At 68.0% G+C, this 19,392-nt stretch carries 16 protein-coding genes and 1 tRNA gene; 11 read left to right on the top strand and 6 right to left on the bottom strand.

Translation table 11 applies throughout. The features are described 5' to 3' along the window. Nucleotides 1-13: 13 nt before the first annotated feature. Complete coding sequence (locus EF888_RS11680; protein ID WP_109758422.1) at nucleotides 14-907, bottom strand: LysR family transcriptional regulator; 894 nt, start codon at nucleotides 905-907, stop codon at nucleotides 14-16. Nucleotides 908-1,024: 117 nt separating this feature from the next. Here EF888_RS11680 and EF888_RS11675 point away from each other — a divergent pair, with 117 nt between their 5' ends. Together EF888_RS11675 and EF888_RS11670 are read left to right on the top strand one after the other, a co-directional pair. Further along, the gene (locus EF888_RS11675; protein WP_126918568.1) at nucleotides 1,025-1,336 is read left to right on the top strand and encodes a hypothetical protein; all 312 of its coding nucleotides are present in this window, start codon (nucleotides 1,025-1,027) and stop codon (nucleotides 1,334-1,336) included. Between the two features lie 84 nt (nucleotides 1,337-1,420). Beyond that, nucleotides 1,421-1,497: transfer RNA gene (locus EF888_RS11670), tRNA-Arg, on the top strand. A 21-nt stretch (nucleotides 1,498-1,518) separates the two neighbouring features. Here the strand turns inward: EF888_RS11670 and EF888_RS11665 are convergent. Next, the gene (locus tag EF888_RS11665; RefSeq protein ID WP_241239892.1) at nucleotides 1,519-1,761 is read right to left on the bottom strand and encodes a prepilin peptidase; all 243 of its coding nucleotides are present in this window, start codon (nucleotides 1,759-1,761) and stop codon (nucleotides 1,519-1,521) included. Nucleotides 1,762-2,058: 297 nt separating this feature from the next. Here EF888_RS11665 and EF888_RS11660 point away from each other — a divergent pair, with 297 nt between their 5' ends. From EF888_RS11660 to EF888_RS11650, 3 genes are all read left to right on the top strand, one after another. Further along, complete coding sequence (locus EF888_RS11660) at nucleotides 2,059-2,355, top strand: DUF4198 domain-containing protein (RefSeq protein WP_109758425.1); 297 nt, start codon at nucleotides 2,059-2,061, stop codon at nucleotides 2,353-2,355. 104 nt (nucleotides 2,356-2,459) lie between these two features. Next, on the top strand, nucleotides 2,460-5,057 hold the full coding sequence (locus EF888_RS11655; RefSeq protein ID WP_109758426.1) for a cation-translocating P-type ATPase: 2,598 nt from the start codon (nucleotides 2,460-2,462) through the stop codon (nucleotides 5,055-5,057). Between the two features lie 129 nt (nucleotides 5,058-5,186). Continuing rightward, entirely contained in the window at nucleotides 5,187-7,001 is a 1,815-nt protein-coding gene (locus tag EF888_RS11650) for a cation:proton antiporter (protein WP_109758427.1), read from the top strand. Here the strand turns inward: EF888_RS11650 and EF888_RS11645 are convergent. Both EF888_RS11645 and EF888_RS11640 read right to left on the bottom strand, forming a co-directional pair. Then, nucleotides 6,983-8,368 (bottom strand): phosphohexomutase domain-containing protein, encoded by a 1,386-nt coding sequence (locus EF888_RS11645; protein WP_109758428.1) that lies wholly within the window; start codon nucleotides 8,366-8,368, stop codon nucleotides 6,983-6,985. The genes EF888_RS11650 and EF888_RS11645 overlap by 19 nt on opposite strands. Nucleotides 8,369-8,432: 64 nt before the next feature. Further along, the gene (locus tag EF888_RS11640) at nucleotides 8,433-9,035 is read right to left on the bottom strand and encodes a response regulator transcription factor (protein ID WP_109758429.1); all 603 of its coding nucleotides are present in this window, start codon (nucleotides 9,033-9,035) and stop codon (nucleotides 8,433-8,435) included. A 264-nt stretch (nucleotides 9,036-9,299) separates the two neighbouring features. Between EF888_RS11640 and EF888_RS11635 the strand changes: the two genes are divergently transcribed. Together EF888_RS11635 and EF888_RS11630 are read left to right on the top strand one after the other, a co-directional pair. Further along, the gene (locus EF888_RS11635; RefSeq protein WP_206508299.1) at nucleotides 9,300-9,770 is read left to right on the top strand and encodes a putative pterin-binding protein; all 471 of its coding nucleotides are present in this window, start codon (nucleotides 9,300-9,302) and stop codon (nucleotides 9,768-9,770) included. A 16-nt stretch (nucleotides 9,771-9,786) separates the two neighbouring features. Continuing rightward, entirely contained in the window at nucleotides 9,787-12,306 is a 2,520-nt protein-coding gene (locus EF888_RS11630; protein ID WP_109758431.1) for a hybrid sensor histidine kinase/response regulator, read from the top strand. A 15-nt stretch (nucleotides 12,307-12,321) separates the two neighbouring features. Here the strand turns inward: EF888_RS11630 and EF888_RS11625 are convergent, their stop codons facing one another. After that, a complete protein-coding gene (locus tag EF888_RS11625; RefSeq protein ID WP_109758432.1) occupies nucleotides 12,322-12,723 on the bottom strand; it encodes a rhodanese-like domain-containing protein in 402 nt (133 codons plus the stop codon). 75 nt (nucleotides 12,724-12,798) lie between these two features. Between EF888_RS11625 and EF888_RS11620 the strand changes: the two genes are divergently transcribed. The 4 genes from EF888_RS11620 to EF888_RS11605 are packed head-to-tail and all read left to right on the top strand — an operon-like array spanning nucleotide 12,799 to nucleotide 18,522. After that, nucleotides 12,799-14,079, top strand: a complete 1,281-nt coding sequence (locus EF888_RS11620; protein ID WP_109758433.1) for an NAD(P)/FAD-dependent oxidoreductase — start codon at nucleotides 12,799-12,801, stop codon at nucleotides 14,077-14,079. Then, nucleotides 14,076-16,145, top strand: a complete 2,070-nt coding sequence (locus EF888_RS11615) for a hydantoinase/oxoprolinase family protein (protein ID WP_109758434.1) — start codon at nucleotides 14,076-14,078, stop codon at nucleotides 16,143-16,145. The genes EF888_RS11620 and EF888_RS11615 overlap by 4 nt, the downstream gene beginning before the upstream one ends. Beyond that, a complete protein-coding gene (locus EF888_RS11610; protein WP_109758435.1) occupies nucleotides 16,142-17,785 on the top strand; it encodes a hydantoinase B/oxoprolinase family protein in 1,644 nt (547 codons plus the stop codon). The genes EF888_RS11615 and EF888_RS11610 overlap by 4 nt, the downstream gene beginning before the upstream one ends. Continuing rightward, nucleotides 17,782-18,522, top strand: coding sequence for an SDR family NAD(P)-dependent oxidoreductase (locus EF888_RS11605; protein WP_109758436.1), 741 nt, complete (start codon nucleotides 17,782-17,784; stop codon nucleotides 18,520-18,522). Before EF888_RS11610 ends, EF888_RS11605 begins: the two co-directional genes overlap by 4 nt. Before the next feature lie 125 nt (nucleotides 18,523-18,647). Here the strand turns inward: EF888_RS11605 and mepK are convergent, their stop codons facing one another. Continuing rightward, entirely contained in the window at nucleotides 18,648-19,217 is a 570-nt protein-coding gene (gene mepK / locus EF888_RS11600) for a peptidoglycan L,D-endopeptidase MepK (RefSeq protein ID WP_109758437.1), read from the bottom strand. Between the last annotated feature and the right edge of the window lie 175 nt (nucleotides 19,218-19,392).

Below are 19,392 nucleotides of genomic sequence, written 5' to 3'. Positions count from 1 at the left end.
AGAAAACAATCTGTTAGGTCGTGGCCTGGGTCAGGCGATCCACGTCGGCCAGGAGACGGCCGCCAAGAACCTCGGCCGCCCGCGCGGCGATGCCCTTCACGAGATGGCGCACGCGCGGCAGTCGCAGGACTTCATCGCTGGCGTAAAGGTGGAGAACCCGGTCGATCCTTGCGTCGGGCACCTCCGCCGCCACGAGGCGCGGGTCCGCATCGCCGAGGCAGACGGGCAGGGTGCCCTGGCCCACGCCCGCCGCGACTGCCGAAAGAAGCGTGCCCGCATCCGTGGCCGTCAGCCTCACCCGCGCGCCCTTCGGCATCCGCCGCGTGACCTGCCGCCGGAAGGATGGCCCGGTCGCCAGGTCGTCCCGAAACTGCACCCAGGCGCCCTCTGTCGTCGGGCCATTTGCCGCGCGATAGACGGCGTAGGGTACGGTGCAGAAGGGATGCGCGCGTTCCGGCGCATGGGCCTCGGCGTCGAACCAGAGAGCGATGCCCGGATCGGGAAAGAGCGGCACGGGCGGCAGGCGGCCGTTCATCCGGATCTCCATCCCCTCGTTCTCGGCGAGGACGTCGCCCAGCACCGTCCCGGCAAGGCGGTCCAGCATCCAGTCGTTTCCCGACAGACGCACGACGCCGGACACGCAGTGGCGTGCCTCGGCCAGCGCGTCCGACATCCGCGCGATCTCGGCCTCGACGCGCAGGGCATGGTCGATGGCGGCCAACCCGTCGTCGGTCGGCAGGAAGCCCGTCTTCGCCCGCAGGAAGAGCCGTGTCTCGAGCTGCTCCTCCAGCGCCGACAGACGGCGTCCCGCCGTCGTCTGGTCCATCTCGAGGAGAAGCGCTGCGCCGGTCAGTGACCCGGCGCGCGATACCGCGAGCACGACCTTGAGGTGATCCCAGTCGATCATACCCTGTCCTGCGTTCCTGCATGAGCATCATGCGAAAGTTTTGCTTGAGCGCGCAACAAGAAGTCCGAAGGTATGCGCAACCTGGGGATGGGACCAACTCGATCAGGAAGAGACATGATGAGCCTCACGAAATTCATGGCCACGCTCGGAACGGCCGCGATCCTCACCGCCTGCGCGCAGACGGAAACGACGATGGTCCGCCCCGAGCCGGTGTTCGACAAGTACGGAAACGGCAGTTGCCAGGAGGGCTGGATCTACACGCCCGGCGCGGCTCCGCAGCAGCTTTGCGTCCCCGAGGACGAGTGTCTTCAGCCTGTCCAAACGGCCTCGGGCATCTACTGCCCGCCGGTCTACCGCCAGCCGCAGGATGACGGCCGCGATGACAACGACCGTGGTCGCCAGCCCGTCGGTACAGCACCGCAGAACTGATGCTTCCCGGCGCCGCCGACCCCGGTCAGGCGGCGCCGAATACCCGATTGCCTCCCCCGTCCTCTGACGCTATGACGGCCACAGGCACCCGTAGCTCAGCTGGATAGAGTGCTGCCCTCCGAAGGCAGAGGTCACAGGTTCGAATCCTGTCGGGTGCGCCAACACCGCAAACTCCATCGCCGTCACGTCGACAGGAACGCCAGCCAGACCAGCGCGAACGCGAGCGCCAGGCCGGGTCCGAAGGCGATGTCGCGGCGCTTGGAGCGGGACAGGAGCACGACCGCGAGCGTGCCCGCCGACGCGATCAGGACGACGAAGGGCAGGGGTTGCCATCCAAGCCATGCTCCGGCGGCGGCGAGGAGTTTCGCGTCTCCGCCTCCCAGACCTTCCACGCCGAACCTGCGATGGTAGGCGGCCCCGAGGATCGCGAAGAGGGCAAAGCCCGTCGCCGCACCGAGCGAGGCGTCGAGTTCGGCGGCGCCAATGTCCAGGTCGCCCGCCTGTCGGCTCCGTGCGAATGACAGGGTTGAACGCAGGCGACGTCGTGGCCCGCGTCATCGGGCAACCCGTCGGAAACGTCGAAACCGACCGCACGAGATATGAAGAAGTCGCGACCTCAGGCGTTGCGCGGCTCGAGATCAGCAGAGACGGAAAGACGATCGCATTGAGCTTCCCTCTGAGATGACGAGCCGCATGAGCCGGGTCCTCGCCGTTCTCGTCCTATGCTGTCTGGCTTCGGACGCGCCGCCCTCGACGTCGAGGCTCTCTGGCGGGGCGAACCGGCGGCGGACGTTCAGGTGTCGGTCTTCTTCCTGCCGCGCGACAGTGTGCCGCCCGCCGGCACCGAGCGCACCCTGTTCCGCACCGATGCTGCCGGACGGGCCACCATCCGCATGGCGAAGCCCGGAAAGTACCTGTTGAACGCCGTGCATCTGGAGCCTGTCGAGGCCTCCGCCGAGGCCATGTGGAATAGCTGCTGGGCGTCGCTGACCTTCGAGACCTCCGCCGTCCGGCCGTAGGTCGGCTCTGGTGCAGCTCTTCACAATCAAGGCTTTGATCTTGCGCATGGGACATTGCGGCGGGGCATGTTAGCAGACCGAGACCCGGTCCGAGGCAAGGCACGATGCAAGACGCGCTCCCGACCCGCGGCGGTGGTCTCGACACGGAAGCGGTCGCCGCCCTGCGTGAGCAATATGGCTGGAACGAGATTCCCCGCCAGAAGGCGCTGTCGCCCTTCGTCGTGCTGGCACGGCAGTTCCGCGGGTTCCTCATCCTCATACTGGGCCTCGCCGCCGCGATCGCCTTTCTTCTCGACGAACGGATCGACGCACTGGCCATCCTCGTCGTCCTCGTCCTGAACGCCGTTCTCGGCTTCGTCCAGGAGTGGCGTGCCGAGACCGCCCTCGAGGCCCTGCGGGCCATGCTGACGCCGGTCGCCGTCGTCGTCCGGGATGGCGTCGAACGGAAGATCGCAGCGCGCGAGATCGTGCCGGGTGATCTTGTGATCGTGAGCGCGGGTGAGGCGATCCCTGCGGACATGAGACTGCAGGCCGGCACGGAGCTTCGGACGGATGAAAGCGCCCTGACGGGAGAATCCCTCCCCGTCCCAAAGACGGTCGGGGGCGAGGGCGCGGCCAGCCGACTCTTCGCCGGAACGACCCTTGTCGCCGGCCGCGCGACAGGCATCGTCACCGAAACGGGGCTCCAAACGGACTTCGGCAAGGTCGCGGCGCTGACGGGAGCCGTCGGCGAAAAGCAGACCGAACTCCAGAAGCGTCTCGGCCAACTGGCAAAGGAGATCGGTCTCGCCTCACTCGTCGTGGCGGCCCTCGTCGTCGCCGTCGGCTGGTATGGCGGCCGGCCGATCTTCGAGATGGTGATGACGGGCCTTTCGCTGACCGTCGCCATGGTGCCCGAGGGCCTGCCGGCGGTCGTGACCATCACCCTGGCGCTCGGGGCGTCAGCGATGGCGCGGCGGCAGGCGCTGACCAGAAGGCTCCAGGCGGTCGAGACACTCGGCGCGGCTTCGGTCATCTGCACCGACAAGACCGGCACGCTGACCGAGAACGCCATGCGTGTCACGCGGCTGTGGACCCCCGACAGCGCCTACGACGTCACTGGCGAGGGCTACTCCACGGACGGCTTCATCGAGAGGGACGGAATTCGCGTCGACGCCGAAAGCGACCCGATCCTGGGCGCCCTGCTGCGGACCGCCCTGACCTGTACGAACGCATCGCTGAGGCGGGACGGCGAAACATGGGCGATGATCGGCGATCCGACCGAGGGCGCGCTGGTGGCGGTAGCCCGCAAGGGTCGGGCCTGCGAGGTCGCGCCTGCCGACCGCATCGCCGAGGTTGCCTTTTCGAGCGAACGCAAGAGGATGAGCGTCTTGGCGCGGGAGGGGGACGGCTATCGCCTGCATGTGAAGGGCGCGCCGGAGGTCGTTCTCGACCGGTCGACGGCGTATCTCGGTCAGGACGGCATCGAATCCCTGGACCCGTCCGCGCGTCAGAGGATCGCGGACGCCTACGCCCGGATGGCGGCGCAGGGGCTGCGCGTCCTGGCTCTCGCCGCGCGCCCCGCGGACGAGGGCGACGTGAGGGAGCATGACCTCGTCTTCCTCGGCCTTGCCGGCATGATCGATCCGCCCCGGCCCGAGGTGAAGTCCGCCATCGCCCTCGCAAGGAGCGCGGGCATTCGCGTGATGATGATCACCGGAGACGGCCGCCTCACCGCCGCGGCCATCGCCGAGCAGGTCGGACTGGGCAGGCCGGAGGTCGTCGAGGGTGGGGACCTCGATGCGCTGTCGGACGAGCAGCTTTCGGACCTCCTCCGAAACGACGTCCTCTTCGCCAGGACCAGACCCGAGCACAAGCTGAGGATCGTCGAGACGCTTCAGGCGCAGGGGCTGATCGTCGCCATGACCGGCGATGGCGTCAACGACGCGCCTGCGCTCAAGACGGCGGACATCGGCATCGCCATGGGCGTGCGCGGGACCGAGGTGTCGCGAAGCGCCGCCGACCTCATCCTTCTCGACGACAACTTCTCCACCATCGTGAACGCCATCGCCGAAGGCCGCCGGCAATTCGACAACGTGCGCAAGTTCGTGCGCTACCTCCTGTGTTCGAACGCGGGCGAGGTCATGGCGATCCTCGCCAACCTCTTCCTCGGCGGGCCGGTGATCTTTCTCGCCACGCAGATCCTGTGGATGAACCTCATCACCGACGGTGCGACGGCCGTGGCGCTCGGACTGGAAAAGGCCGAGCCCGAACAGATGCGCAGCCCGCCCCGCCGCCGGGGCGAGCCTATCCTGGGTCGCACGGGAATGGCGCTCGTCCTCTGCTTCGGGGTCTACACCAGTGCCGCAAGCCTCTGGATCTTCTACTCCCTCCTGCCCCTGGGCACCGACCTCGCCCGGACGGCCGCCTTCACCGGGATGCTGGTCTTCGAGAAGGTCAGCGTGTTCGCGTTCCGCTCTCTGCAGAAGCCCGTCACTTCCATCGGATGGCTGTCCAACCCTGTCCTGATCGCCGCCTTCACGGCCAGCCTGCTGCTTCAGGTCGCGGCGGTCTACTGGCCGCCCCTGCAGACGCTTCTGAAGACCGTGCCCCTGTCGATTGACGAGTGGCTGACGATCGGTGCCTTCGCCCTTCCGCTCGTCGTCGTGCCGGAGGTCGTGAAGGGGTTCACGGCGAGACGGTTGGACGGCGCGCCCGCGTGACGTCCCGCGCTCACGCGCCGCCGATCACACCCATCCGGGGGGCTCACGCTGGCCGCCGGGAGGTCGCACCCCATTGTCAACGTGGGCGAAGCCGTGGTTTCCCTTCTGCAAACAAGGCGGGGGCGATAGATGGCGATCGAGACGGCGGGAAGCCTGGGGCCGGTGGCGGCGGTGGCCCTCGTGGGCGCACTCGGCGTCGGCTCGCAATGGCTGGCGTGGCGGCTGCATCTTCCGGCCATCGTGCTGATGCTGGCGGCGGGCGTACTGATCGGCCCTGTCGCGGGTGTCCTCGATCCCGGACTGGAGTTCGGCGCTCTCGTCCAACCTCTCGTGGCGCTCGCCGTGGCGGTGATCCTCTTCGAGGGCGGTCTGACGCTCGACCTCCGCAAGCTTGGCGATGCGCGGGCGGGCGTGTTCCGCCTTGTCGTCATCGGCGCACCGCTTGGCTGGCTTCTGTCGACGCTGGCGCTGCGCTACGGCGCGGGGCTCAGCTGGGAAGCCTCGACCGTCTTCGGCGGCATCATGATCGTCACCGGCCCCACCGTCATCGCGCCCCTTCTGCGGCAGGCGCGCCTGCAACGGCGTCCCGCGGCGCTTCTGCAATGGGAGGCCATCGTCAACGACCCCATCGGCGCCATCGCCGCCGTCATCGCCTTCCAGACGGTCCTCGTCCTCAACGGCTCGTCCGAGGTCAGTTTCGCCGCCACGGCCTTCGGCATCGTCTTCGCGGCGGTCGCGGGCTTCGCCGTCGGTGCGGGGATCGTGGTCCTGTTCCGCAAGGCGCTTGTGCCCGAATACATGAAGGTCCCGGTCCTTTTCAGCGGCGTGATCGCCGCCTTCGCGCTGACCGATGGCGTGCTTCACGAAAGCGGCCTTCTCGCCGTGACGGTCATGGGCCTCGTCATCGCCAACGCGGACCTTCCGTCCTACGAGGAACTCAGGCGCTTCAAGGAGCAGGCGACGGTCCTCATGGTCTCGGGCGTCTTCATCCTTCTGGCCGCATCGCTCGACTTCGCGGTTCTGGGCCAGCTTACCTGGCGCGCGGCTCTTTTCGTGGCGCTCGTCGTCGTCGTGGTGCGGCCGCTGACCGTCCTCGTCTCGCTTCTCGGCACCAACCTGCCCTGGCGCGAACGTGCGCTCATCGCCTTCACAGGCCCCCGCGGCGTTGTCCTCGTCGCCGTCGCAGGGCTGTTCGGAGAGCGGCTGGCCGAAGCCGGGGTCCCGGACGGCGCCATCGTCGGACCGCTGGCCTTCGCGCTTGTCGCCGCCACCGTCGTGCTGCACGGCTTCACGCTCGCCCCTATGGCGCGCTGGCTGGGGTTGTCGGGCGGCGAGGCGCCGGGCGTTCTTCTCATCGGCGGGTCGCGCTTCACCACCGCCTTCGCCGAAGCGCTGAAGAAGGCCGAGCTTCCGGTCCTTCTCACCGATCCGAACCACGCCCACCTCGTGGCCGCGCGCACCGCCGGGATCCCCACCTTCTATGGCGACATCCTGGGCGAGGCTGCCGAGCATTCGATCGAGCTTCTGGCCTATACGACCGTCGTCGCGGCGACCGACAACGACGCCTACAACACCCTCGTCACCACCGACCTCGCCCCCGAGTTCGGACGCGACAAGGTCTGGCGCATCGCCCGCACGCGCGAAAACGAGGCACGCCACGCGCTTCCCTCGCAGCTTGGCGGCATGTCCATCGGAGAGGGCCGCAGCTACGATGCGCTCCAGACGCTGATGCGTGACGGCTGGCGCTTCGGACTGACCCGCATCACCGAAGAGTTCACGCTCGACGACTGGCGGGCGACCCGGCCGGGGGCGATGATCCTCGCCACGTTGAACGGGCGGCGCGACTTGTCCTTCGTCGACGACACGGCGGACCTGCAGGTGGGCGAGGGCGCGCGGATCGTCTCGCTCCAGCCGCCCGACCCGGTTCAGCCGGCGGCGGCATAGCCCCCGATCCGCTGCGACAGGGCCGCGACGCGGTCGGCCAGAAGTCCCGGATCGCGCCGCGTCTCGACTGTAAGGCCCAGACCGGCCGCGCCGCGCCGCCAGAGATGAAACCGCCACGCCTCGAAGGTCATCGTCAGCGCCGCGTCCCGATGGATGCGGATCGCCGCGGGACGGAACATCGCGTGAAGGTCGTCCATCGCGCGCCCTGGCTCGGGGATGTCGAAGCCAAGTACGTCCGACGCCGGAAACCGCGCCTCCTGTTCCTCGCAGAGTTGGCTGAGGTCGGCACGCTCGCGTCCCCTGACTTCAAGCAGTCGAAGAAGCGAGATCATTCCGCTGTCGCGGAACATGAAGTCGCGAAAGACGTGTCGGCCATCGCGGTGCGTGCCATAGACCGCACCCGCGTCGCGCATCGCTTGCGCCAGCGTCGCGGCCCCGCCGGAGTGGTTGCGGCTTTCCCCGCCCGCGCGCGCCACTCGGTCGCCGAGAGTCCAGGCATAAGCCGGATCGTGCAGAACCGCCCCGCCCGGCGCGCGCCGGATGGCGGCGTCGGCAAGGATCGCGGCCAGCGCAGGGGGTCGGATGACCCGTCCGCCGTCATCGAGGAAGCGCGCGCCGAGACAGCCGTCGTCGAGGTTCAGGCCCATGTGGCAGCCGTGTCGCCGGATGGCACCTGGCAGGCGGTCGGCGGGAATCGCGCGGTCTCCGATCACGTCGAGGTCCGCTCCGCGCGCCCTAAGAGCTTCGGCAACCGCCGCGAGGGTGCCTGCCGTCGAGCGCGATCCTGCTCCCACGCACAGACGCACCGAGCCGATGGCGCCGGGATCGACAAGGCCGGTGACGTACCAGGCGAAGGCTTCCCGCAGGTCCATCCGTCGCACCGATCCGCGCGTCGCGTCGGAGCTGAGCGGGGCGTCGATGTTCTGCGCGCGCGCAAGGACGCCGACACGGCGGAACGCGTCGACCGAAAGCGGCCGGCATCCGGGCCCCGCGAACTCCAGGATGACCTCGTCCGCGCCACGCATCCTCAAGGCAAGACCACCCGCCGCGCCGAGATAGCTGATGGCGAAGTCGACCTCCTCTCGTCCGCAATCGCCCAGGTCGATCGCGTCTGCGCCCCGCGCCGCGAGACCTCGCGCAAGGGCGTCGGACAGCGCGCCGCCCCGGTCCGCATCCCCGTCGTCCTCTCCGGCATCGCCGTCGCGTCCCACGACGACCGGACCTCCGGAAAGAACCGACGCCGCCGCGATGCCTATGCGAAAGGCCTCCGCCTCGCCGAACGCGTGCCTTGCCGCCTCGATCCGCCCCGCAACGAAGCCTAGGGGAAGCGCCACCTCGCCCGACAGGGTCATGCCGAAGGATTTCACGGCGTCCCGCCTGCGGGACGCCACCGCCCTACCAGAAGATCCCCGGACGACATCGCCCTGCGCGTCAGACCAGGCTCAGGTCGCGCGCGATCATCGCGGCCTGCGTCCGGTTGCGCGCATCCAGCTTGCGGCAGAGCGTCTTGACGTGAAGCTTGATCGTGACCTCCTGCAACATGAGATCCCGCGCGATTTCCTTGTTCGACTTGCCCTCGCAGAGGCCGCGAAGAACTTCGGTCTCGCGCTCGGTCAGGTTGCCCACCGTCCGCGCCGCGTCACGCTCGAGAAAGTCGAAAGGGACATAGGTCTTGCCGGCGACCATCTGCCGGATCGCCGAGATCATCGAGCGCGCGTCGAGCGTCTTCGGCAGAAAACCCGCGGCGCCGGCCGAGATCGCATCGCGTGCAATCGTGGGCGTCGCCGTGCCGGAGAGGATGGCGACGGGCCGCCCGTCGTTCGCGGCACGCATCCGTTCCAGGCCGGACAGGCCCAGCATCCCGGGCATGTTGTAGTCGAGAAGGACGAGGTCGAAGCTTCCCGTGCCGCGCACCGCCGCGAGGGCCGCGTCGAGGCTTTCGGCGCGCACGATCTGTTCCACGCCCTCGGTTTCGAGAAAGAGCGCAATGGTGTCCCGCACCATCCCGTGATCGTCGGCGATCAGTATCCGCATTCCGTGCCCGTCCTGCTGTGGCGGCACCGAGGTATCCTGCGCAAACCCTTAAGAAGCGCTTGCTCCAACCCTTATCGCGACGCTACTTCGCCTACAATTCGAGAAGCAATGTGTCGAAATGGCAAGGCGAACGTGGAGGTGCCGACCTGCGTGCCCAGCCTGGCCGCCAGACTAGCAGAAGATCGATCCGAGTCGGGTTACGATTTCGTAACGCCGCACAGGTTATTTCCCCGCTCGACCGATGTCCTTATCATGGAGCCCGTGATGACCCGTTTTTGCCGCGCCCTGATCGCCGCCGTCCTGATCCCCTGGCCCGCGCTCGCCGCGGCGGGCGAGGCGATCCTCACCTTTCGCGTCGGCGAGGACGTCCACGAATATGACCGCGAAGCGCTGGCGGCGATGCCCGCCGTGACATTCCGCACGACGACGATCTGGACCGAGGGCGACCAGACCTTCACCGGGGTGCCGCTAGCGCATTTCCTGGCGGTGGTCGATGTCGCAGAGGGCATGATCGAAGCGCGTGCGATCAACGACTATGCGGTGCAGATCCCCGTCTCGGACGCGGTCGAGGACGGCCCCATCATCGCCTACCGCCGCAACGGCGAAGACATGAGCGTGCGCGACAAGGGTCCCTTGTGGATCGTCTATCCATTCGATTCTAAACAGGAATATCAGTCCGAGGTGATCTATTCCCGCAGCATCTGGCAACTCGACCGCCTCTCTGTCCTTCCCTGACGGCGCGGCGCCAGCGGTGACGGCGGCTGACCTGCCGACGCCCCGACGGACGCACGTCTGGGTCTGGGGCCTGCTCTTCGCTCTGACCGTCCTGGCCTCGGCCATGATGATCTGGATCCTTTCGGCCGACGCCCGGCACGAGATCGACCGGCTCGCGACAGCCAACAGCGACAGCTCGCAATGGTCCATCGCCCAGATCGAGGTGGAGTTCCTGGCGTTCGAGTCCACCGTCATCAAGTCGATCGTCGGCCCCGAACCCGACCTCGCCGCCGTGCGTCGCCGGTTCGACGTGTTCTACTCGCGATTTCAGACCTTCCAGGAAGCCGGTTCGCTCGCCTCTGTCCGCGGCCTGCCCGAGCTTCAGGACACGCGCCGCACGATCGAGACCTTCATCGACCGCACGGTCCCGCTGATCGACGGCCCTCCCGAGGCTCTGCTTGACGCCCTTCCGGACATCGCCGAACAGCTTGACGCCATGCACTACGACATGCGGCTGATCGCCCTCCAGGCCGTGGGTGTCTTCGCCACCACCGCCGAAATGCAGCGCAACCGGGTCGCTGGCGCGCTTTTCGACCTTGGCGTCATCATGTTCCTGCTCCTCGCCACGCTCATGGCTTCGGTCGGCGCACTGTTCATCCTGATCCAGTCCTCGAAGCGGCAGACGGAAGAGATCGCGACGGGCCGAAGCCGGCTTCAGGCGATGATCTCGTCGTCGATCGACGCCATCCTCGTCATCACGCCGCAGGGCCGGATCGTCGACTACAACGGCGCGGCCGAGCGCATCTTCGGCTACACCCGCGACGAGGCCGTCGGCGCCAACGTCGCCGAGCTGATGATCCCCGGCCATCTTCGCGCCACCGTGACGAAGGACATGCAGCGCTTCCTGCGCACCGTCAGCGACCCCGTGGCGCACCGCGGCGCCGACCAGTACGAGGTGATGAACAAGGCCGGCGAGGTCCTCCCGGTCGAGTTCTCGATTTCCTCTGCCGACAGCGCCGAGGGCGAGCTGATCGTGGCCTATATCCGCGACATCTCGGACCGCGTCCGGGCCGAGCGCGAGCTTGTCACCGCCCGCGACCTGGCCGTGGCGGGCGAGAAGGCCAAGGCCGAGCTTCTCGCGGTGATGAGCCACGAGATGCGCACGCCCCTGAACGGCGTCCTCGGCACCCTCGATCTCTTGTCCGAAAGCGGTCTCGACGACCGCCAGATGCGCTATGTCCGCGTGATGGAAGCGTCGGGGCGGCACCTGCTGGAGCATGTCAACAACGTCCTCGACATCTCGCGCGTCGACGCCGGCATGGCCGAGGTCGCGGCCGAACCCTTCGACGTGGTCGACCTGGTGCGCTCCGTCGCCGACGGGATGCGCGCGCAGGCCGAACGCCGCGGCAACGCCATCGCGGTCAACGTCTGCCGCGAGCCGCGCGGACGCGTGGTGGGCGACCCGTCCCGCCTGCGCCAGATCCTCTTCAACCTCGTCGGTAACGCCAACAAGTTCACCGACAACGGCCGCATCACCATCGAGGTCGAACACGCGCCCGACGAGGGCACCGTGGACTTCCGCGTCATCGACACGGGCCATGGCATCGCGGCCGAGGATATCCCCCGCATCTTCCAGGACTTCGTCACGCTCGACGCCTCCTACCAGCGCGAGGTCGAAGGCACGGGACTTGGCCTCGGCATCGTCCGCCGTCTCGTCGAGCTCATGGGCGGCGAACTCGGTGTCGAAAGCGAGCGCGGGGAAGGATCGGTGTTCTGGTTCAGGCTGCCCCTCTGCGACGCGGCAGCGGTCTTGGCGAGCCGTCCGCGCAGCACCCGGGTGCAGGCGGCGACCGGCACGGCCGTCTCGTCCGCGCATGTCCTCGTCATCGAGGACAACGAGATCAACCGAATGGTCGTGGGCGAGATGCTGGAGCAGGCCGGCTGCTCGGTCACCAAGGCCGAGGATGGGCTTGAAGGCGTCGAACGCGCGGCGCTCGAGCCGTTCGACATGATCCTGATGGACATCAGCATGCCGCGCATGGACGGCATCGCCGCGACGCGCCGGATCCGGGGCGGGCAGGGGCCGAACGCGCAAACCCCCATCATCGCGCTGACGGCGCATGCCATGCAGGACGACGTCGACCGCTTCCTGAGTGCCGGCATGAACGACGTGCTGACCAAGCCCCTGTCACGCGACCGGCTCTACGCGGTTCTGAGGGGGCCGGACCGTCGGGTCCTGTCCAGGATCTCGCCGGCGATGACCGAACTGATCGAGACGCTTGGCCGCGACAAGGCGATGACGGTCCTAGAGGACGCCCGCGCCATGCTGACCGAGGGCGTCGGCGGCCTCGACCTGCTCGCGCGGGACGAGCCCGGCCGCTCGGCCATGGCTGCCGCGGCGCACAAGCTGGCCGGTTCGGCGGGGCTGGTCGGTTACGACGACTTGCGCGGCATCCTCGTCGAGATCGAACGGCGCGGGCCCACCAGCAGCGAGGCCGACCTCACCCGCATGATCGCCCGCGCGCGGGAGGCCGTCGCATCGCTTCCGGCGCCCTGAAACAGGCCGGCGCGGTCAGCTACGCGGCGCGGCCTCTTCGACCGGCCCGCCGGCTTCGACCCAGCCCTTGAACCCGCCGTCCAAGTGGGCGGCCTCGAACCCCATGTCGGTCAGCGTGGCCGCCGCCAGCGCCGACCGCCATCCGGCGGCGCAATGCAGGACATATGTCTTGTCCTGCCCGAAAACCTCGCGGTAATAGGGGCTTTCAGGGTCGACCCAGAACTCGAGCATCCCGCGCGGCGCGTGAATGCTGCCCGGAATGAAGCCCAGCTTCTGGCGTTCGCGGACGTCCCGGATATCCACGATCACGAGGTCCGCATCGCCGTGCCGCGCCAGCAGGTCGGCGGGTGCGATCTCCTCGATCTTCGCCCTCGCTTCGGCCACGAGGTCCGCCGAGGTTCTCTTCAGTTTCCGCATGTCCGACCTCGCCTCTGGCAGGTCCGGGGGAAGAGTGAAACACTCGCCCCCGCAACCGCTGTCGAGTCGACCGTAATGAACCCAGACCGCCCCGGCAACGCCGCGATTTCCCTCTGGGACGCGACGTCGGCCGAACCGCTGACAGACCGCGACCCGCTCGCGCCTGGCGACGTCGATCTTGCGATCGTGGGGGGCGGGTTCACCGGCCTCTCGACCGCGCTCCACGCCGCCGAACGCGGGCTGTCCGTGCAACTTTGCGAGGCCGAGACCTTCGGCTACGGCGGATCGGGGCGCAACGTGGGGCTCGTGAACGCGGGCGTCTGGCTGCCTCCGTCGCAAGTGACGGCGACGCTTGGCGACAAGACGGCGGGGCACTTCCTGCGCATCTTCGGCGACGGGCCCCGGCGCGTCTTCGACCTGATCGAGCGACACCAGATCCGCTGCGAGGCGACGCGCGAAGGCACGATCCACGCGGCGCACAATGCAAAGGGTTTTGCCGAGCTTCAGTTGCGCCACCGCGACTGGTCGGCCCTCGGCGCGCCGGTCGAGCTTTTTTCGGCCTCCGAGATCGCCGCCCGCACGGGCAGCCCCGCTTTCGCGGGCGGGCTTCTCGACCACCGGGCGGGGACGATCAACCCCATGGGCTATACCCGAGGCCTGGCGCGCGCCGCCCGTGCTGCGGGCGCGCGGCTCGCGACGGGCTGCCGGGTGACGAAGCTGACGCGGGAGGGCGGGCGCTGGCATCTCGAGACCACGAAGGGAGCCGTGACGGCCAAGTCGCTGGTCCTCGGGACAAATGCTTATACAGACACGCTCTGGCCCGGTCTGTCGCGGCTCTATCATCGTATCCGTTACTTCAATGTCGCTTCGGAACCACTTGAGAACAGGCTAACAAATATCCTTCCAGGTCGTCAGGGTCTGTGGACGACGGCCCCCATTATGACCTCGATCCGGCGTGACGCGCAGGACCGCCTGATCGTCGGCAGCATGGGGCGCGATCTGGGAGGCGTCACCCGGAAATGGGCGACGCGCGAGTTGCGCCGCCTTTTCTCCGATCTCGGGCCCGTCGCCTTCGAGACAAGCTGGCACGGAGACATCGCCATGACCCCTGACCACCTGCCGCGTGTCGTCCACCTGGGCGAGAACGCCTATACGCCGATCGGCTACAACGGGCGCGGCATCATCACGGGGACCATCTTCGGCGCCGCGATGGCCGACCTGTTGAGCGGCGGCGACCCGGCCGACATGCCGTTGCCACTGACGGAACTGGGCGCACCGGAGCGCTTCTCGGGCGTCAGGGAGTTGGCCTACGACACCGCCTTCGCGGCGCACCAGTTTGCGCGGGGTCTCCTGTGATCCGCTGCGGCGTCGATATCGGCGGCACGTTCACGGACGTGGTCCTCGATCATCCGGGCGGGCGCGCGACGACGAAGGTCCTGACCGACTATGCCCGGCCCGAGGATGCGATCCTGGAAGGCATCCGCCTCACGGCCGATGCGGCGGGAGTGGCGCTGTCCGACCTGGGGCAGGTGATCCACGGCACCACCCTCGTCACGAATGCGCTGATCCAGCGCTCCGGTCCGCGCATGGCCTTCGTCACGACCGAGGGCTTTCGTGACGTGATCGAGATGCGGTCCGAGAACCGCTTCGAGCAGTACGACCTGAACCTGCGCCTGCCCGAGCCTCTGGTGCCGCGCAAGGACCGCTTCACCCTGTCCGAACGCATGTCGCCTCAAGGCGACGTCCTGCGTCCGCTCGATCCGGATGCGGTCGAGGCTCTGGTTCGGGACATAGCTGCCAAGGACTACGCCACGGTCGCCGTCGGCTTCCTTCATTCCTACGCGAATGATGCCCACGAACGCGTTGTTTACGAATTCTTTTCTCGCATCGCGCCGGATCTTCCCGTGTCGATCTCGTCGCGCGTCTCGCCCCAGATGCGCGAACTGCCGCGCTTCAACACCGTTATCGCCAACGCCTATGTCCGGCCCCAGGTCGCAGCCTACCTCGACCGGCTCGTCACGCGTCTGCGCGAGGCGGGAACCGACGCGCCCGTCTACATGATGCATTCGGGCGGCGGGCTGATCTCGGTCGAGACGGCAGCCGAAGAACCGGTGCGCCTTCTGGAGAGCGGCCCGGCGGGCGGCGCGATCTTCGCCGCAGGTTATGCCCGCGCGCATGGCATCGGCCGCGCCCTCAGCTTCGACATGGGCGGCACGACGGCCAAGATCTGCCTGATCGAAGACGGCGCGCCCAAGACCGCCTCGTCCTTCGAGATCGCGCGGACATGGCGCTTCAAGAAAGGCTCGGGGATGACGGTCTCGACCCCAGTGGTCGAGATGGTCGAGATCGGCGCGGGCGGCGGCTCCATCGCCTCGATCGACGCCCTGGGGCGCATCCAGGTCGGCCCGCGCTCGGCGGGCTCCGAACCGGGACCGGCTTGCTATCAGCGGGGCGGGCAGCACCCCACGGTGACGGACGCCAACCTGACGCTCGGTCGGCTTGACCCCGAAGCCTTTGCGGGCGGCAAGATCCCCTTGTCCACCGAGGCCGCCGAACGCGCGCTTGCCGCTCATGTGGGGCAGGCGCAGGGCCTCGGCCCCGCCGACGCGGCCTTCGGCGTGACCGAGATGGTGGACGAGCAGATGGCCAACGCCGCGCGCGTCCACGCCGTCGAGAACGGTCGCGAGATCGAGGACTTCACCATGATCGCCTTCGGCGGCGGCGCGCCCCTTCACGCCGCGCGGCTGGCCGAGAAGCTGGGCATCGCCGCGGTCCTCGTGCCGCCCGGCGCGGGCGTCGGATCGGCCATCGGATTTCTCGAGGCGCCCGTCAGCTATGAGACCGCGCGGGGTCTCTTTCAGAGGCTCGACACCTTCGACGCGGGCACGGTCAATGCGGCGCTCGAGACGATGGAGGCCGAAGCGCGCCGCTTCGTCGAGGCGGGGGCGCAGGGGCAGGCGACCGAGACGCGCCTCGTCGCCCACATGCGATATTCGGGGCAGGGGTGGGAGATCCCCGTGCTGCTCGACAGTCGTGTCTTCGGGGAGGATGCGCCTGCAAAGCTGCGCGCGGCCTTCGAGGAGGCCTACCGTACGCTCTTCGGCCGCATCATCGAGGGTCTGGCCGTCGAGGTGGCGAACTGGACCCTGTCCGTCGCGACGCCAAAACCGCCGCGCGCGGCCGTGACCCGGCGCGAGACCGGGAGAAAAGCGGAGGGCAAGGCGCGCCGGTTCCTCGATGCCGCCCTTCGCGCCCATGTCGACGCCGCCGAAGTGGCGCGCGCCGACCTCTCGCCCGGCGACCGCGTCGATGGTCCGGCCATCGTGACCGAGGACGAGACCTCGACCATCGTCACCAGCGCCTTCACCTGCATCGCGCAGGACGACGGCAGCCTTCTTCTGATCCGGAAGGACCGCACATGAGCATCGACGCCCAGATCATGTGGAACCGCCTGATCGCCGTGGTCGAAGAGCAGGCGACGACGCTGGTGCGTACTGCCTTCTCGACCTCGGTGCGCGAGGCGGGCGACCTGTCGGCGGGCCTTTTCGACGCGCGGGGCCGGATGATGGCGCAGGCGGTGACCGGCACCCCCGGCCACGTCAACGCGATGGCTGAAAGCGTGGGGCATTTCGTCGACGCCATCGGGCGGCAGACGATGAAGAAGGGCGACGTTTACATCACCAACGATCCCTGGCTCGGGACGGGGCATCTGCACGACATCACCGTGGTCACGCCGGTGTTCCGCGAAGCTCGTCTGATCGGCTTCTTCGCCTGCACCGCGCATATTGTCGACATCGGGGGCAGGGGCTTTGGTCCGGATGCGAACGAGGTCTACGAGGAGGGTCTCCTGATCCCCATTTCGCGCTTCGCCGACGCAGGCGAGGTCAACGCCTTCCTCGTCGACATCGTGCGCGCCAACGTGCGCGAGCCGGTTCAGGTCGTGGGCGACATCTATTCGCTCGCCGCCTGCAACGAGGCGGGCGAGAAGCGCCTTCAGGCGATGCTGGACGAGTTCCGGACCGACGACCTCGAGGATCTGTCCGACTTCATCGCGAAGGCCAGCCACCAGGCGACACGCGCCGCCATCGCGAAGGTGCCGGACGGCACCTACACCCACGAGATGACCGTCGACGGCTTCGAGGCCCCGGTCGAGATGCATGTGACCCTGACCGTCGCAGGCGACCGCATCACCTGCGATTTCGCGGGCACGAGTGGGATGAGCCGCTTCGGCGTCAACTGCCCCGAAGTCTATACCCGCGCCTATGCCTGCTATGCGCTCAAGTGCGCCATAGCACCCGAGGTGCCGAACAACGCAGCCGCCCTGGAGCCGTTCGAGATCACCGCGCCCGAAGGCTCGATCCTCGCCGCAAGGCGACCGGCGCCGGTCTCGGTGCGCCACGTCATGGGGCACCTCGTCCCCGACGTTGTGCTCGGCGCGCTGCACAAGGCGCTGCCGGCGACGGTCCCCGCCGAGGGGGCATCGGCCCTGTGGAACATCCAGATCTCCTGTCGGCCGGTCGACGACGCCTCGAACCTGCCGCGGCGCGAGGTGCTGATGTTCAACTCGGGCGGAACGGGCGCGCGGCCCGCGCTCGACGGGCTGTCGGCGACGGCCTTCCCCTCCGGCGTCTCGACCATGAGCGTCGAAGCGACCGAGCAGGTCGGGCCGATCACCGTCTGGCGTAAGGAACTACGGCCCGATTCCGGCGGCGCCGGGCAGCAGAGGGGCGGGCTGGGGCAGGTCATCGAGATATCGCCGCGCGAGGGCTATGCGCTGATGTTCAACGCCATGTTCGACCGCTGCGCCTATCCCGCGCGCGGCCGCGACGGCGGCGGGCAGGGCGCACCCGGCCGTGTCGAATTGACAGACGGCACGACCCTGCGCGCCAAGGGTCGTCAGTCGGTGCCCGAAGGCGCCACGCTGAGGCTTTCGCTTCCGGGCGGCGGCGGATACGGAGATCCCGGCGCGCGCGACCGCGACGCGGTGCGCGCGGACGTGGCGGCGGGATACGTCTCGGCCGAGAACGCGCGGAAGACCTACGGACTGGAGGACGACACATGACACGCAAGGCTCTCATCACCGGCGGGGCGCGAGGCATCGGCTATGCCTGCGCCGAGGCGCTGAAGGAGGACGGCTGCGAGGTCATCCTCGCCGACCTGCGGGGCGACGCGGCGATGGAGGCGGCGGACCGACTTGGCGGAGCGGGCTACGCCTGCGACATGGCCGACGCAGAGGCGGTGGACGAGCTCTTCGCGCGGATCGCGGCCGATCACGGTCCGCTGTCGGTTCTCGTCAACAACGCAGGCATCGCCCTCGCAGGCGACGTGCTGACGCTCTCGCTCGAAGACTGGCGGCGCGTGATCGACGTGAACCTGACGGGCAGCTTCCTGGCACTCCAGCACGCCGCGCGCGGGATGGTCGAGGCGGGGATCAAGGGTGCCGTCGTCAACATGAGCTCGATCAACGCGCAGGTCGCGATCCCGACGATCCCGGCCTATTGCGCCTCGAAGGGTGGCGTCATGCAGTTGACGAAGTCGGTGGCGCTGGCACTTGCGCCGCATGGCATCCGGGTGAACGCGGTCGGTCCCGGCTCGATCGACACCGACATGCTGGCGAGCGTCAACGCTGACCCCGCCGCGATGGAGCGGGTGCTGTCGCGCACGCCGTTGAAGCGCATCGGCACTCCGCACGAGATCGGCGACGTGGTGGCCTTCCTGGCGTCGGAAAAGGCAAGCTACATCACCGGCGAGACGATCTATGTCGACGCGGGACGGCTGGCGTTGAACTACACCTGCTAAGCCACTCTTTTCGGGGCTGAAACGACAAACGCGCCCGGAGGGACACGGGCGCGTTTCTGGCATCACTCCATCGGCGCGCGGGACACGCACTGACCGGAGATATCCGTCTGCGAGAGTGCAGGGGCCTAGCGGCCCCAGACGCGGACCGGGCCGCAGTCCATGTGGACGAAGTTTGAGCCCGAGTACTTGCCGACGCCGCCGGCCGAGCACGAGACCGCTGCCTTCGAGATCTGGCTGACCGAACGCCCTTCGACCCGGATGTCCGCGGCCTGGCCCTTCATGTGGAGCGAGTTCCGCGCAACGGCCTTCGACTTCGAGCGAAGCATCGAATTCGTCTCGGGCGAGCGGTATCCGGAGAGGAGAAGATAAGGCGTGTCGGCATCCAGCAGGCGGTGCGAGGCCGCAAGGATGTCGACGGTGCGGTTGTCAAACTTGATGACCGCGTTCGTGCGCCAGTCGCGCATGAAGGAATTGATTTCCGCGAAGGCCTCGGGGATGTACTCGCCCTCGATCCAGTAGATCGTATCGAGTTTCTCGCCCGTTCGGCCCGAGTGCATCCGGAGGCGGCGTATGTCGCCTGCGCCCCTGAGAAGTCCGAATGCATTGGAGTAGGTGGGTGCTGCCACAAGAGTGGTTGCTGCGAACGCTTTGAGCAAACCTCTACGCGTCACGCCCTTCAAGGAAGAAGTCGTCATGCTGCACATGTCCCGTTTTCTGCCCCTCGCCGGTTGGAACCGACGTTGGAGTCACCTCTGTCCCCCAGGTGCACGAGTTTTATGGCAGCAATGGTTAAGCGAAGAAACCGCGTAAGACGAAAATTAAGAACTGGGGCACGATATCGGCAGAATTCTGCCAACGCGGCCTTGTGGG

The sequence above is a fragment of the Silicimonas algicola genome, assembly GCF_003970735.1.
GTDB classification, from domain to species: Bacteria; Pseudomonadota; Alphaproteobacteria; order Rhodobacterales; family Rhodobacteraceae; genus Silicimonas; species Silicimonas algicola.
The sequence above is the reverse complement of the archived record's forward strand: the minus strand, read 5'-3'. Positions and strand labels throughout refer to the sequence as shown.